The organism is Vogesella aquatica, from assembly GCF_028548455.1.
GTDB classification, from domain to species: domain Bacteria; phylum Pseudomonadota; class Gammaproteobacteria; order Burkholderiales; family Chromobacteriaceae; genus Vogesella; species Vogesella aquatica.
Genome location: NZ_JAQQLF010000009.1, coordinates 1 through 14,464, shown reverse-complemented (window position 1 = coordinate 14,464; position 14,464 = coordinate 1). Strand labels below are relative to the sequence as shown.

The window sequence follows — 14,464 nt, the reverse complement described above, 5'->3', positions numbered from 1 at the left end:
ACATGTCATGTCTCGACGTACCGGTTTCTATTTTGACGAGCTTTGCTTCTGGCACAGCGCCGGCCAGCATGCCCTCACCCTGCCGGTTGGCGGCTGGGTACAACCGCCTTCCGGGGCAGGCCATGCCGAGTCGCCCGAGAGCAAGCGCCGCCTGAAGAACCTGATGGACATCTCCGGTCTGGGCCGTAGTCTGCTGCAACGCTCGGCGCCGGCGGCCACTACCGAACAACTGTTACGCGTGCACCCTGCCGAGTATCTGGCGCGTTTCAAGGCGCTGAGCGATGCCGGCGGCGGGGAATTGGGTGACCACGCTCCGATTGGACCCGGCAGTTACGAAATTGCGTGTCTGTCTGCGGGGCTGGCGCTGGCCGCCGTGTCTGCCGTGATGAGCGGCGAGTTGGACAACGCCTATGCGTTGTCACGCCCACCCGGCCATCATTGTCTGCGGGATCAGGCGATGGGGTTTTGCTTCTTGTCCAATATCGCTATCGCGGTGGAAGCAGCGAGGCAACAGTACGGGGTGAAACGGGTCGCCATCCTGGATTGGGATGTGCACCACGGTAACGGCACGCAGAGCATCTTTTACGAGCGCGGTGATGTGCTCACGATCTCTCTGCATCAGGATGGCTGCTTCCCGCCGGGCTATGGCGGGGTTGAGGACCGGGGGGCTGGTGAAGGGCTGGGTGCTAACCTCAATGTGCCGCTGCTGCCGGGCGGTGGCCATGACGCCTACCAGTATGCGATGACGCGCATCGTGCTACCGGCGCTGGCGCGCTTCCAGCCGGAGCTGATTGTGGTGGCCTGCGGCTATGACGCCAACGGTGTCGACCCACTGGCACGCATGCTGGCACACAGCGATACCTTCCGCATGATGACAGAGCTGACGCGTGAGGCCGCCGAACAGTACGCTGATGGCAAGCTGGTACTGGTGCACGAGGGTGGGTACGCGGAAGCCTATGTCCCGTTTTGCGGTCTGGCCGTACTGGAGGCGTTGTCCGGGGTACGGACGGCGGTGGCGGACCCACTGCTGGATTTCATCCGGCTGCAGCAGCCGGCGGCCGCGATGCAGCAGCTACAGCGTCAGCTGTTGGACGAGATGGCCGTCAGCTACGGTCTCTGACGTCAGGGGGTAGAGAAAACGCCGTTCCTTCAGGGGAACGGCGTTTTTTTGATGGTGTATCAGGGCTCAGGCGAGGGCGCGGCTGCGGGTTTCCGATGGCAGTTCGTCAAATAGCTTGCGGTAGTCTCGCGAAAAATGGCCCAGATGGTAAAAGCCCCAGTGGCCAGCAGCTTCACGCACGCTGTTCTGCGCCGGTGCCGCTTGCAGCATGCGGCGTACGCCGTTCAGGCGGATGGAACGCAGGTAATCCACCGGCGTGGTGCCGGTAATCAGCTGAAAACTGTTTTGCAGGGTACGGCGACTGACACGCAGCTGCTGGCACAGGTCCAGTACGGTCACCGGTTCGTCCGGGCTGCGCTGCACGATGGCCTGACTGCGGCGCACGATGTCGCTATGGGTGGCGTGGGTGAGATTGGGGCGTTCGTCCGGTGCCACGTCATGCAGCAGGTCCAGTAGCAGGCTGATGAACTGGTGCTGGATCAACTTCTGACTGCCGGCAAAATTCAGCAAGTCAGCATTGTGCAGTGCTTGTTCGAAGGCATTGAGCAGCAGCACGCGTGCGGCTTGCAGCTGCTGCGGGCTAGTTTGCAGTACCGGCAGACGTTGGCGGTGGCGGCTGAGCCGTTGCCAAAGCTCGGGCGCCAGGGTTTCCAGGTCGCTGTTACGGATGGAAATCTGCAATGAATCCACCTGCGGTGGTACGTGGAACACGAATTCTTCATTACTGCGTAAGGCCATCACCGCGTTATCGCCTACCTGACACCCTTGCAGCGACAGCGGCACCGACAGGCTCAGCGGCACGGCAAAGTGCACCATGTCTGCCGGCGCCTGACCATGCTGCACCACGCGCTGGTTGATGGTCTCACGGAAGATATCAAGCTGGCCGGTGTTCAGCCGCTGCAGCGAGCTGTGGAAGCGTCCGGCCGTGATCTGGTCGTAGACCTGGTTCCAGTCGGCCAGTGACGCAGCATGCTGCTGGGCATCGCTGAAATAGTGGTGGTGGGCCTGCATGGTGTGAGCATCCTGTGTGTCTGTTTCGGCAGCAGTGCTGTCGTTTTTCTGGTTTTGCCACCTGGGCACCGGTGGAGGGCGACTGCCTGCCGGCCCGGTTCTACCCGGCGTTGCCGTTTGCCGACAAGCCAGTATCCCGTAGCGACTGCGCCTCGTCACCGTGAAAGCCGGGGTGCGATGAAAAAAATAGTTAACATATTATCTATTTGCTTGTCGGACAGTGTGCAAGTCAATGGCAACAAGGCTTGATGACGATGTCAGCAGTGTGACAGCGGCGCGACAGTTGGCCACATCGCTCCCCGGAAACCCTGATGCCACGGCCATTTTGGGCCGGGCGCAGGGTTTGCCGATTTGGGATAAGCCGCGGCAAATGCACCGAGTACATTGATATACGTCAAGGCCGTGCTGGATACCTGGCGTGGGTGCAGGATGCACCGCTGGGGGATGCGGCCAACCCGTGATGACGGGGTTGCGTCAATTTCAATGAGGAGAACAAGGATGGATCAGAACCTGGTACCCGTGCTGGACGAGGTGAATGCCTTCCTGCGCAAGGAACATGGGCTGTTGGTGGATGGGGCATCGGTTGCCGCCGCAGCGGGCGGCCGTATCGAGGTACGCAACCCGGCAACCGGGCAGGTAATTGCCAGCGTAGCTGATGCCGATGCTGCCGATGTGGATACCGTGGTAGCCAGCGCCCATCGTGCCTTTACCTCCGGGGCCTGGTCGGGCCTGCGTCCTGCCGACCGCGAACGGATCCTGCTCAAGCTGGCCGATGTACTGGAAGCGCACGCCGAAGAGCTGGCGCAGCTGGAAACCCTCAACCAGGGCAAGTCCATCCATATCTCCCGCGCCATCGAGGTAGGGGCCGCCATTGAATACGTACGTTACATGGCCGGGTGGGCGACCAAGATCACCGGCGAAACCATGGACGTGTCGATTCCGGTGCCGCAGGGGGCCCGTTACACCGCCTACACCCGCCGTGAGCCGGTGGGCGTGGTGGCCGGCATCGTGCCGTGGAATTTCCCGCTGATGATTGCCATCTGGAAGCTGATTCCCGCCCTGGCGGCTGGCTGCACCATCGTGCTGAAACCCTCCACCGAAACCCCGCTGACTGCCTTGCGTCTGGGGGAGCTGGCACTGGAAGCCGGCATTCCGCCGGGCGTGGTCAACGTGCTGACCGGCCGGGGCAGCCGTGCCGGCCAGGCGCTGGCCAGTCATCCGCTGGTGAGCAAGGTTACCTTTACCGGCTCTACCGAAGTCGGCAAGACCGTGGGTCATGCCGCACTCGACAACATGGCGCGCTTCTCGCTGGAGCTGGGCGGCAAGAACCCGATGCTGGTGTTTGGCGATGTGGACGTGGACAAGGCCATCCAGGGCGCGATGATGGGCGGCTTCCTCAATCAGGGGCAAGTCTGTGCCGCTGCTTCGCGCATTTATATCCATCGCAGCAAGTTTGACCAGGTCGTAGAAGGGTTGGCCGCTGCAGCCAGCAGCATGACCATCGGTGCCGGTATGGACCTGAACGCCCAGATCAACCCGCTGGTGTCCGCTCGCCAGCAGCAGTCGGTGTGCCGTTACATCGATATTGCCCGTGCTGAAGGGGCTCGGGTGCTGTCCGGTGGCCAAGCTGCCGATCTGCCTGGCTACTTTGTGCAGCCGACCGTGCTGAGCAACGTCGATCACCGCAGTACCGTGGTACGCGAGGAAATCTTCGGGCCGGTACTGGTTGCCATGCCGTTCGACAGCATGGACGAAGCCGTACATCTGGCCAACGACACACCTTATGGCCTGGCCGCCAGCGTGTGGAGCAATGACCTGTCGCTGGTGATGAACGTGGTGCCGAAAATCCAGGCCGGCACGGTGTGGGTCAACAGCCACATTCCGCTGGACCCGAACATGCCGTTCGGTGGCCACAAACAGTCCGGGGTTGGCCGCGAATTCGGCCGTGCCGCGCTGGAGAGCTTTACCGAGCTCAAGTCGGTGTGCATCGCCCACTAATCCCTGTCATTCGCCCTGCCGGCTGCCGGCCAGCCGGGCCGCATCCTACTTTTACGCCGCGACTGCCGGCCACGTTTTTTGAAGGAGTCTTGCCATGTCTTACGATCAAGCCCGCTTCTGGCACCCCATGCTGCACCCCAACGAGATGCAGCGCCGCGAACCCATCCGCATCGTGCGTGGTGACGGTTGCTACGTATACGACGACAAGGGTCACCAACTGGTAGACGGTGTTGCCGGCCTGTGGAACGTGAACGTTGGCCACAACCGTGCCGAGATCAAACAAGCCATCGTCAACCAGCTGGACGAGCTGGAGTACTTCCAGCTGTTTGACGGTATCAGCCACCCGCGCGCCGAAGAGCTGTCTGCCACCATCATCGACATGTTGAAGCCGGAAGGCATGGCTCGTGTGGCTTTCAGTAGCGGGGGCTCCGATGCCGTAGAAACCGCACTGAAGCTGGCTCGCCAGTACTGGCGCGTGAAAGGCCAACCGGACCGCACCAAGTTCATCTCGCTGAAGCAGGGCTACCACGGTACCCATTTCGGTGGTGCCTCCGTAAACGGCAACACTGTTTTCCGCCGCAATTACGAGCCGATGCTGCCGGGCTGCTTCCATGTGGAAACGCCGTGGACCTACCGCAACCCGTTTACCGAAGACCCGCAAGAGCTGGCTGAAATCTGTGCCCAGATGCTGGAGCGCGAAATCCTGTTCCAGAGCCCGGATACGGTTGCAGCTTTCATTGCCGAGCCGATCCAGGGCGCCGGTGGCGTGATTGTGCCGCCGGCCACCTACTGGCCGCTGATCCGTCAGGTGTGTGACAAATACGGCGTGTTGCTGATTGCGGATGAAATCGTTACCGGCTTTGGCCGTTCCGGTTCCATGTTCGGCAGCCGCCTGTGGGGCGTCGCACCGGACATCATGTGTCTGGCCAAGGGCATTTCCTCCGGCTACGTGCCGCTGGGTGCCACCGTGGTCAACCAGCGTGTGGCCGACGCCTTTGCTGCCAATGCCGATTTTGGCGGCGCCATCATGCACGGTTACACCTACTCCGGCCATCCGGTTGCCTGCGCGGCCGCCATCGCCAACCTGAAGATCGTGCGCGACGAAAACCTGCCGGGCAATGCTGCTGCACAAGGTGAGTACCTGCTGTCCAAGCTGAAACCGTTTGTCGACAAGTACGCAGCCGTGGGCGAAGTGCGTGGCAAAGGTCTGATGGTGGCGCTGGATCTGGTGGTGGACAAAGCTACCCGCGAGCCGGTAGACCCGATGGGTGGTTACGCCAACCGCGTGGCAGAAATCGCCCGCGAAAACGGTGTACTGGTGCGCCCGGTGGGCACCAAGATCATCCTGTCACCGCCGCTGGTTATCCAGCAGCCGCAACTGGACGCCATCGTCTCGGCACTGGATGCCGGTTTCGCCGGCGCCTGATCGCGCAACGCCTCACTGCCTGACGGAGCCGTGACCATGACTTCTACCGTTTCTGCCGTCGTGGCGCACTATGCCCGTTGTAGCATGAGCAGCCTCACCGGCCTGGTGCCGGTGAGTGCGTGTGCCTTTTACCAGGTGGATGCCCTGCAGCAGCCACGTCACTACCTGCTGCAGGGCATGCCGGGTGGCACCCATCAGCACTATCTCGCGCATTACCAGCAGCATGACCCGCTGTTGCCGGTACGCTTTGGCCCCGATACCACGGTGATGCCGGTCAGCGAAGCGTTGCCGGCTGGCCGTCTGCAGCAGTCGCGTTATGGCCGTTTCATGGCGCGGCACGGCATGCACGATGTGGTGGAGCTATTCATTCGGCGTGGCGGGCGCGTGGTGGCGGGGTTTTCCCTGATCCGCGACGCCACGCTAGGCAGCTTTACCGGGCAGGAAGTGCAGACCTTGCAGCATCTGCACGGTTTGCTGGAGTTGGCTGCCGGCAGCCACCTGCCACTGGCCGACCCGATGCTGGTTAGTGAGGTTGCCCTGACTCCCAGGGAGCAAGAGGTGGCACTGCTGTTGCGTGACGGTGCCAGTAACAAAACCATTGCCCGCTTGCTGGATATGGGTGTGCCTACGGTGAAGACCCACCTGCAGCACCTCTACCGCAAGTTTGGCGTAAACAACCGTACTGCCCTGACACGCTGTCTGTTTGAGCAGCTACCGGACAGTATGGCGCCCGGCCTGGTCATTTAGATTGGGCCTAGTGACAACCGGCCCCGCGATAAAACCCAATACAGGGTGCCGGCTACAAAGCGAGAACATCAAAGGAGTCCCAACAATGAGCATTCAGCAGAAACTGAGTCGCTACCTCGATCAGGGGGTGGTGGGCTTTCCGGTGGCGCTGGCCAGTTCGGTCGGTGTCATCATGGCCAGCCCGGTGATCCTGACCGCTACCAGTGGCTTTGGCATCGGCGGCAGTACCTTCGCGCTAGCCATGGTGATAGCCTGGGTGATGATGCAGGCACAGGCCACCACATTTTCCGAGGCGGCTTCTATGTTGCCGACTTCGGGTGCGGTATACGACTATATCTCTTGTGGTATGGGTCGTTTTTTTGCCATTACTGGCACGATTTCGGCCTACTTGCTGGTACACGTCTTTGCCGGTACGGCCGAAACCATTCTTTCCGGTGTCATGGCACTCGTAAACTTTGAACACCTGAATACCATGATGGAAAGCAGTGGCTATTCATGGCTAGTGGGGGTAGGGCTGGTGATTTTGTTTGGCGTGCTGAATGCCCTGGGAATCACCATCTTCGGTAAGGCCGAAATCGTTCTCACCTTTGTGATGTGGGCGACGCTGACCATCTTCGGTGTTATTGGCCTGATGAAAGCGCCAGCAGTACATTTTGAAGGCTGGTTCGGTAGTCCGCTGGACCTGTCCGACCCCACCGGCGTGCTGAGTCTGATCGGTATGGCCATGTTCATGTTTGTCGGTTTCGAGCTGGTGACACCATTGGCGCCGGAGCTGAAACGCGCCAGCCGTAATATTCCGCTGGCCGCCAAGCTGGGCCTGACCGGGGTGGCCAGCACCATGTTCTTGTACGGTGCAGCCATGGTGCATCAGGTAGCCAACGTGCCGATGGACCCGAATAATCCGCAAGGCCCACACTTGCTGGATACCCCGATGGCCATTCCGGCGTTTGCCGAGCAAGTCATGGGGCCGTTCGGTAAAATCTGGCTGGGTATTGGCTTGCTGTTTGCCGGTGCCGCTACCATCAATACGCTGATCGCCGCCTTGCCGCGCATCCTGTACGGCATGGCGCTGGATGGTGCTCTACCCCGTGCATTCACTTACTTGCATCCGCGTTTCAAGACCCCGCTGGTGGGTATCCTGGTGGCCGTCATCATCCCGTGTGCACACGCTTGGTACATCCAGGGCAATCTGGACCGCATCATGCCGCTGGTACTGGCCGCCGTGTGTGCCTGGGGCGTGGCTTACCTGCTGGTGAACATCTCGGTGGTGATGTTGCGTATCCGCCGCCCGGACTTTCCACGCGCCTATCGTTCGCCGTGGTTTCCGCTGCCGCAGATCGTGTCCAGTGTCGGCATCATCATCGCTATCTGGTTCATCACCCCGCCGGGCATGAACAGCCGCGACATTTACGTACCGTTTGGTGTGATGCTGGGCCTGACTGCGGTGTACGCCCTGGTGTGGACCGTGTTTGTGCAGAAGGTTAACCCTTTCCGCCCGGTAGAAATCGAAGTCTTGCTGGAAGAAGAGTTCGGCAAGGCGGCCGGCCATGAGTCGCTGATCGATGAGGAAATGAAGCGTGTGGCCTCGCTGGGCTGAGCGCTGGCGCCGCGGGCGCCCGCCTCGTGCATACCGCGCCGGTGCCACGCTGGCCAGGCTACAGCCGGAGCTGGCGTTGGCGGGGGCGGTGTGCACGACGCAGGACGACAGCTCGATGACGTGCACGGTGGGCGACGGCCTGCATTTCACGGTACAGGAGCGTGTCGAGTCGATGTTCCTGGCCCACACCGTGTGCTGCGAGTTCCGGCTGCTGGTGCCTGTGTCCTCCACGCTGGCAGCACTGCCCCCGGCACGGGTGGTGATTCGGCATACCGGTATGTTGCGGCGGCAGGGCATTGCCTGCACCGTCGAAGGCAGCCGGGATGAGGCGTTGCTTGCCATCGCTCGTCGCCTGGAGACCGACCCGCTGGTGATCCGTGCCTTGCTGCCGCTGGATTTTCGTCGCTGTGAGCTGTATCTGGCGGAAGGGTGCTGGCAGCTGTGTATCGAGCACTTTGGTGCCAGCGAGCTGGTGACTACGCTGCCACCGATGCGCCGTTACATCCGGCTGGTTAGTGAGCAGCGTACTGCCATGCTGAGCAGTCTGCAGGTGTGCCGCACCTTGTTGGCCGCATGAGTCCAGCGGATTTTTTCCCGACAAAGCACAAGGGCGCCATAGGCGCCCTTGTGCTTTGTTACGTCTCGGCCCAGCTACGCGTCGGGTGTGTTGTAGTCTTCGTTCTCGCCGTCGCTGTCGGCAGTCTCGCTGACCTGGCCCGGTGCCGGCAGCTGCTCCAGCTCGGCCAGCAGTTGCAGCAGTTGGCTCAGTTTGGCCTCGCCAAAGTGCTGCTCGATCTGCTGGTAGCAGGCGGCGGATAGCGGCGAAATCTGGTGCGTCAGCGCGCGGCCGCTGTCGGATAGCGACACGATCAGGCGGCGGCTATCGGTTTTGTCTTTACGGCGATGAATCAACCCGGCCTTTTCCATGCGTACCAGAATGCCGGTGAGGCTGGGTGACAGGATGCAGGCCAGGTCTGCCACCATGCCGGCTTCCATTTCACCGCGGTCGTCCAGCAGACGCATGATGCGCCACTGTTGTTCGGTCAGGCCAAAACCGTTCAATAGTGGCCGGAAGTACGCCATGACGGCCTCGCGGGCGCGCAACAGGTGCTGGGGGAGACGATGCTGATGCGGGAGATGCTGGTCCATGAGGCAAGTCTGAAGTCTAAATGATGAATATCTTAACATTTCACATGCTGGCTGGCAGCACCTCATCCCTCCGGTGGATGGGGCAGGGCCGCGGGGCAAGGCAGACTGGGGTTTTCCCACCAGGAGATTGCCATGTCGTTTCGCAACAAGATCATCGTGATTACCGGCGCCGGTACCGGTATTGGCCAGGCGTGTGCCCGCCGTTTGGCTGCCGAGGGGGCCCGGCTGGTATTGATTGGCCGCCGTGCTGCAATGCTGGAGGCCGTGGCTGCGGAGACTGGCGGCCTGGCACTGGCTGGTGATGCCGCCAGCAGCGACGACTGGCAGCGCATGCTGGTCAGCATCCTGCAGCATTACGGTGCGATTGACGGTTTAGTGGCCTGCGCTGGCGGTATGGGGCAGGGTGACATCTTGCAGACGGATGACGCGCAATGGCAGCAAGCGATGGCGGCCAACCTTGGCACTGCCTTTGCCAGTGCCCGAGCCTGCCTGCCGGCCTTGAAGCAACGCCGTGGCAGCATCGTGCTACTGGCATCGATCGCCTCGCTGGCAGCAGGGCCGGGTGTGTGCGGTTACACCACCGCCAAGCATGGCCTGCTGGGACTGATGCGGTCACTGGCCCGGGATGTCGGCCCTGATGGTGTCCGGGTGAACGCCGTGTGCCCGGGCTGGGTACGTACACCGATGGCAGATGAAGAGATGCAGCCGTTGATGGCGCATTACGGCGATAGCCTCGATCAGGCTTACCAGCGTGTCACCGCTGACGTGCCGTTGCGGCGGCCGGCAGAAGCGCACGAGATTGCCAGTATTTGTCGCTTCCTGCTGTCGGACGAGGCGGCCATCCTGACGGGTGCCAGCATTGTGGCCGATGGCGGCGCCAGCATCGTGGATGTTCCCACCCTGGCATTTACGCGCATCTAAGTCAGCCGGTAGGCCGGTAGCGAGGCTACCGGCCTGCTTCGCTTACAAGCTAACGACCGAGGTCTCCGGCAGGGTGGCGCCGCCGTCCACCACGATGGTTTGCCCGGTGATGTAGTTGGCCGCACCGGATGCCAGAAACAGCATGGCTGCCGCAATATCCGCCGCCTCGCCCAGCCTGCCCAGCGGGATAGCGCGGGCGATATTGTCGTTGATCGCATCATCCCCCAGATTGGCCATGGCTGGCGTGCGGATCATGCCCGGCTCCACCCCGTTGACGGTAATGCCGCTAGGCGCCAGCTCCAGTGCGGCGGCACGGATGAAGCCATTGACGCCAGCTTTTGACGCCGCGTAATGCGCTAGCCCCGGGTAGGCCACCCGTGGGCCGGTGACCGATGAGGTAGCCAGAATGCGCCCGCCGGGTTTGGGTAGCCAGGGCAGGGCTGCCTGGGTTAGCCAGAACAGAGCTGACAGATTGACGGCCAAGGTGCGCGAAAGCACGGCTTCACTGATCTCGGCCAGCGGCGTCAGCGGAAAGTAGGCGGCATTGTGCAGCAGGATATCCAGCCGGCCATGCTGCTGGCCGATGGCCAGCATCATCTGCCGGATGGCGTCGGGGTCTGCCAGGTCGATGGGCCAGGCTTGTGCCCGCCCACCGTCTGCTTGCAGTTGCTGCGCGGCTGCTTCGGCCTGCTCCGCCTGGCGATCGGCAATGATGACGTGGGCACCGTGGGCGGCAAAGGCGCGGCACAGCGCCAGGCCAATACCCTGTGCGCCGCCGGTGACCAGCACAATATGCTGGTCAAAGTCGGGAACGTAAGAGGGGGTAAGCATGAGGTCTCCCGCACGGGCAGCCGCTAGCGGGCTGCCCGTATTGATCAGGCTAGCGGATGGCGGGTGGTGTTCAGCACCTGGGCCTGGGCGCCGACTGCAAAGTTGGACAGCGCGCTGAAGTCACCGCCCTGGTAGCCGACAATCTTGCCGTCGGTCTTGCCCTGAGCCAGGTCGATCAGCACCACGCCCAGTGTCGGCACAATCTTTTCGCACCACACGAACAGGTACAGCGCATCAGCCAGTTTCACGTAATAGCAGCGGTCAACATCGGCCAGCCCCTGCTCCACGCCCTGCAGGCATTGCCAGGCATAGAAGTGGCTATTCAAGTAAATGTGTTCGTAGCACTCCGTCTGGCTGTAGCGGTACAGGTTGCGCATGCCGATCAGCTCATCGGTGGGGTGATGCAGGTGCTCGCCAGTCTGTACTGGGCGATCTATCGTACCGTGGGTGATCACAGCCTCCACCGCCGTCAGCGGCAGCCCTTGCGCCACACGCCGGAACGGGTCGATACGGGTTGCTGCTTCGTCAGGCAATTGGCCGTCGATGCGGGTAAACAGGCCTTGGGCAAGGTCTAGCACCAGGCTGAGCGAGGACCGGCTGTTTTCTTGCGGTAAACCATCAATCAGATAGCACTGCGGCCGCAGCGAGGTGACACGGCAGCGGGCGTGCAGCGTAACGTCGCCTTGCGTCAGCTGCAGTGCGTCATGCTGGCTGAGAGTGAGTACTGCGACACGACCGGTGTCGTCATGCAACTGGAACTGCCGGCCGGCGAGCTCGTTGCAGGCAGGCAGTGTGTGGTTGGCGGGGGCAAAACCGTCGGCAAGCGCACCGACCTGGATGAATACGGGTTGATCCATGAGCGTCTCCATTGCGAGGGGTCACCATCGGACAGGTGATGCTCGCAATGTAGTCAGGCGCTGCCTGTGCGCGTATCAGCCAGAGGGATGACTCGGTGTTACACGCTGATTGCTTGGATGTTGTGTGGATATCTATATTGGGTGCGCGCCTGTCTGAATCGCCTCTGCTTTTCTTCGGGTATTGCGAGTTTCTAAGGATTCACGAGGTTGATCCGCTCAGCCCTGCTGCCAGCCGGTCTCGCTGTCGTCGTATGCCATCAAAAATGGCCAGTGCCAATTCCGCCGGAAAATCTGCCGGCAGTGTTTGTGCAACGTCTTCCAGTACCTTGCCCGTGCAATCTACTAGCTCGTTTAGCAGTGTCTTGGCCCATGCCTCGGTCAGGCCGCTGCTGCGTGCTTGTGCCAGCCAGTGGCGTGGCTGGATGCGGTCGATCAGGTAGTGATTGCTTTGCCCGCGTACCGCCATGGCCAGCTTGGCCTTTTGTGGCGCTACCTGGCCGGCACCATGGCCGATGACAGGGTGGGCGGACAAAATGTCGTATAGCGGCGTTGCCCTGTAACGGCCACCTGGCAGATGAAACAGGCTGAAGTTTTTGGCGTGGCCGTCGGTGGCGGCCAGCAGCCAGAACACCACTTGGGTCTTGAAGAACTGCTGGCGGTCAGCTTCGCTGTTTTCGGAGCCGGCCAGAATATCGAGGATGCGCGCCACACCTGGGCCACCGTCACTCTGGTACTTGAGGTGGGGGGGCGTGCCGGTAGCCTGGCAGAAGTCTTCTTGCGGCAGGCGCATCAGCCAGCTGCCGTCTGCGGCTAGCCGGCGGTCAAAGCGTTCCACCACCAGCACTTTCTGCGCGTCAAAGCGGGCGATGTCGCAGCGGGCTACCGGCAGGCCAAATGCGGCGACCAGCTGCGCGCAGAGCCATTCGTTTTCTACCGAGCTGCGCATATCGGCTTGCATGCCACCTACCAACCCCATGGGCAGTTTCAGGATATGGGTAGTGGGCGTACTGCCTAGCGGGCGCTGCCAGCGCCCAGCGTGGTACAGCAAAGCGGTTTTCTCCTGCGCGCCGGCAATGGATAGGCGCAGGTCGGCCTCATATTCCTGTTGCCCTGGTGCGCCAGTGTGCACTGTTTGTTGCAACAAGCTGGCGATGTCTGCCTCTGTCAGTGCTTCCCCGTGAATACTGTGCAAGTCTTGCGGCGTTTCGTCGGGTGGTAGCAGTTGCAGCGCGCCGACGCAGTCGCGCCCTAGTGCGGCCAGCAGGGTAAACGCAGCGCTGTCGCTCAGCCGGTAGCGTTGCGCCAGGCGGCGGCGGATGCTGTCGCTATCGGGTAGCAGGTTATCGAAATAGGCATTGACCACGGCACCGCGATACGCGGCATTGCCGGGTAAAAACGGCAGCGACAGCGACAGTGGCCGTGCTTGCGGGTGATACAACCAGCTATCGTGGTAACTGAAGGTTTCGTCGCTACGGGTGAGCGCCCATTCGCCAACCAATAAGCCATTCATCCATACATTCAGCTGTTGCCGGTGACTCTTGCGGCCCATCTCACCACGCCTCGTCGCTGACGGTGGTCTGTTTGTCATCGCGGGTGTGGATCACCAGCTCGGCATCCAGTGCCCGTAGCAGTTTGCTTAGCCGCTCCACGCTGGCTGCGGCCGGGCGGGCTTCCAGCCGGGCATAGCTTTGCTGGCTGATGCCCAGTCGTTCGGCCAGTTGTGTCTGGGTGAGTCCGGCGCGCTGGCGTAGGCTGCGCAGCATGGCGGGCAATTGGTCCGGTGTGATGATGGGATAGTGCATGGTATCCGAGTCCGTACAGGGTACGCATTACATCCTATGTGTTGTAAATGAAAAATACAACTTCAAGGTTGTTAATTCATTTTACAACGTAAAGGGTGTGGAAAATCTGGTCGCGGCCGACAGGTAATCACGGTGGAGAAGGAAGGTTTTGTAGCCTGAAGCTTGCGGTGGCCGGCAGTCGCAACTGACGGGCTGGCGGTGCGAGTTGGCGATGTGGAGTACGTTGGCCGCCGGTATATCGTAAGTAAGCTGTTGATGAGTGCGGGGAGTGACATCTCGCAGCAAAACCGGCAGCCCGACGGTCAAAAAGCCTGCAAATTGCTGAAAAAAAGTGTGACACTTTTCCGGTGCCTGTTTCGCTTCGCATTTCCCAGGCAGGTTCGCGATGGCTTTAGGTAAGTGTCTGTCTTGAAAAGTGATTCTGGTGTCGTGTGATTCTAAGGTGAGGCAGATGACGTCAAAAATTTGCCCTCATAACCCGAAGGTCGTAGGTTCAAATCCTGCTCCCGCAACCAAACACAAACCCCTGATTCAATTGAGAAATTGGATCAGGGGTTTTGCGTTTTCCCTCCTCCGTTTTGAGTATGTACTAGCTTAGGTACTCATTTCTGCACTTAAACCGCGTCCGGATGATGCGTGGCTCTGTAATGACCCAGCCCTTTCTGCACAGGTCAGGCTACTAATTGATACGCCATCGCCGGCGTCTTCATCTCCAAAGACTGGTGCGGGCGTCGGTGGTTGTGGAACCCGATCCAGTCTGCAATCACCCGGCTAGCGTGCACCAGGCTTTCAAGGTGGTGACGGTGCACGCACTACTCCTTACTCCTTCAACGCGCGGATCACCCGTTCCACCATGCCATTCTGCTCCGGCGTGTGCGGTGTGATGCGGGCCTGTCCGAATTTTTGTGTAAACGGGGTTTGGGTTACGCCTGTGGAATGCGTTCCTCGAACTGAATGGTAAAGCGAGTCAGCGCCGCCTTCCAATCCCGAATCGGCATGGTCCAC

15 protein-coding genes are annotated in these 14,464 nt (G+C 61.1%); 7 read left to right on the top strand and 8 right to left on the bottom strand.

Annotated elements, in window-relative coordinates; translation table 11 throughout:
* Window positions 1–7: 7 nt before the first annotated feature.
* Window positions 8–1,120 carry a histone deacetylase-like amidohydrolase gene (locus PQU95_RS08230; RefSeq protein WP_272751555.1) on the top strand — a complete coding sequence of 371 codons (1,113 nt, stop codon included), beginning with the start codon at window positions 8–10 and terminating at the stop codon, window positions 1,118–1,120.
* A 66-nt stretch (window positions 1,121–1,186) separates the two neighbouring features.
* Here PQU95_RS08230 and PQU95_RS08225 read toward each other — a convergent pair whose 3' ends face one another.
* Window positions 1,187–2,131 (bottom strand): helix-turn-helix domain-containing protein, encoded by a 945-nt coding sequence (locus tag PQU95_RS08225; protein ID WP_272751554.1) that lies wholly within the window; start codon window positions 2,129–2,131, stop codon window positions 1,187–1,189.
* A gap of 498 nt (window positions 2,132–2,629) precedes the next feature.
* On the opposite strand from PQU95_RS08225, the gene PQU95_RS08220 reads away from it, so the two are divergent.
* The 5 genes from PQU95_RS08220 to PQU95_RS08200 all read left to right on the top strand — a co-directional run bounded on the left by PQU95_RS08220 (window position 2,630) and on the right by PQU95_RS08200 (window position 8,476).
* Window positions 2,630–4,129, top strand: coding sequence for an aldehyde dehydrogenase family protein (locus tag PQU95_RS08220; protein WP_272751553.1), 1,500 nt, complete (start codon window positions 2,630–2,632; stop codon window positions 4,127–4,129).
* 94 nt (window positions 4,130–4,223) lie between these two features.
* On the top strand, window positions 4,224–5,555 hold the full coding sequence (locus PQU95_RS08215) for an aspartate aminotransferase family protein (protein ID WP_272751552.1): 1,332 nt from the start codon (window positions 4,224–4,226) through the stop codon (window positions 5,553–5,555).
* 36 nt (window positions 5,556–5,591) lie between these two features.
* Window positions 5,592–6,302: a helix-turn-helix transcriptional regulator gene (locus PQU95_RS08210; protein ID WP_272751551.1), complete on the top strand. Its 711-nt coding sequence runs from the start codon at window positions 5,592–5,594 to the stop codon at window positions 6,300–6,302.
* Between the two features lie 85 nt (window positions 6,303–6,387).
* Window positions 6,388–7,899: an APC family permease gene (locus tag PQU95_RS08205; protein WP_272751550.1), complete on the top strand. Its 1,512-nt coding sequence runs from the start codon at window positions 6,388–6,390 to the stop codon at window positions 7,897–7,899.
* Entirely contained in the window at window positions 7,880–8,476 is a 597-nt protein-coding gene (locus PQU95_RS08200) for a DUF3156 family protein (RefSeq protein ID WP_272751549.1), read from the top strand. The genes PQU95_RS08205 and PQU95_RS08200 overlap by 20 nt, the downstream gene beginning before the upstream one ends.
* A 74-nt stretch (window positions 8,477–8,550) precedes the next feature.
* Here the strand turns inward: PQU95_RS08200 and hpaR are convergent, their stop codons facing one another.
* A complete protein-coding gene (gene hpaR, locus PQU95_RS08195) occupies window positions 8,551–9,048 on the bottom strand; it encodes a homoprotocatechuate degradation operon regulator HpaR (RefSeq protein WP_147694642.1) in 498 nt (165 codons plus the stop codon).
* A 132-nt stretch (window positions 9,049–9,180) separates the two neighbouring features.
* Here hpaR and PQU95_RS08190 point away from each other — a divergent pair, with 132 nt between their 5' ends.
* Window positions 9,181–9,969 (top strand): SDR family NAD(P)-dependent oxidoreductase, encoded by a 789-nt coding sequence (locus PQU95_RS08190; protein WP_272751548.1) that lies wholly within the window; start codon window positions 9,181–9,183, stop codon window positions 9,967–9,969.
* A 42-nt stretch (window positions 9,970–10,011) separates the two neighbouring features.
* On the opposite strand, the gene PQU95_RS08185 is transcribed toward PQU95_RS08190, so the two are convergent.
* The 6 genes from PQU95_RS08185 to PQU95_RS08165 all read right to left on the bottom strand — a co-directional run.
* A complete protein-coding gene (locus tag PQU95_RS08185) occupies window positions 10,012–10,800 on the bottom strand; it encodes an SDR family oxidoreductase (protein WP_272751547.1) in 789 nt (262 codons plus the stop codon).
* Window positions 10,801–10,844: 44 nt separating this feature from the next.
* Window positions 10,845–11,657, bottom strand: coding sequence for a MoaF C-terminal domain-containing protein (locus tag PQU95_RS08180; RefSeq protein WP_272751546.1), 813 nt, complete (start codon window positions 11,655–11,657; stop codon window positions 10,845–10,847).
* A 199-nt stretch (window positions 11,658–11,856) separates the two neighbouring features.
* Entirely contained in the window at window positions 11,857–13,206 is a 1,350-nt protein-coding gene (locus PQU95_RS08175) for a type II toxin-antitoxin system HipA family toxin (protein ID WP_272751545.1), read from the bottom strand.
* A 1-nt stretch (window position 13,207) separates the two neighbouring features.
* Entirely contained in the window at window positions 13,208–13,459 is a 252-nt protein-coding gene (locus PQU95_RS08170) for a helix-turn-helix domain-containing protein (protein ID WP_147694635.1), read from the bottom strand.
* 671 nt (window positions 13,460–14,130) lie between these two features.
* Window positions 14,131–14,268: an integrase core domain-containing protein gene (locus PQU95_RS18520; protein ID WP_441374802.1), complete on the bottom strand. Its 138-nt coding sequence runs from the start codon at window positions 14,266–14,268 to the stop codon at window positions 14,131–14,133.
* Between the two features lie 10 nt (window positions 14,269–14,278).
* Window positions 14,279–14,464 (bottom strand): hypothetical protein (locus tag PQU95_RS08165; protein WP_272751544.1); only part of this gene is annotated, 186 nt, incomplete at its 5' end.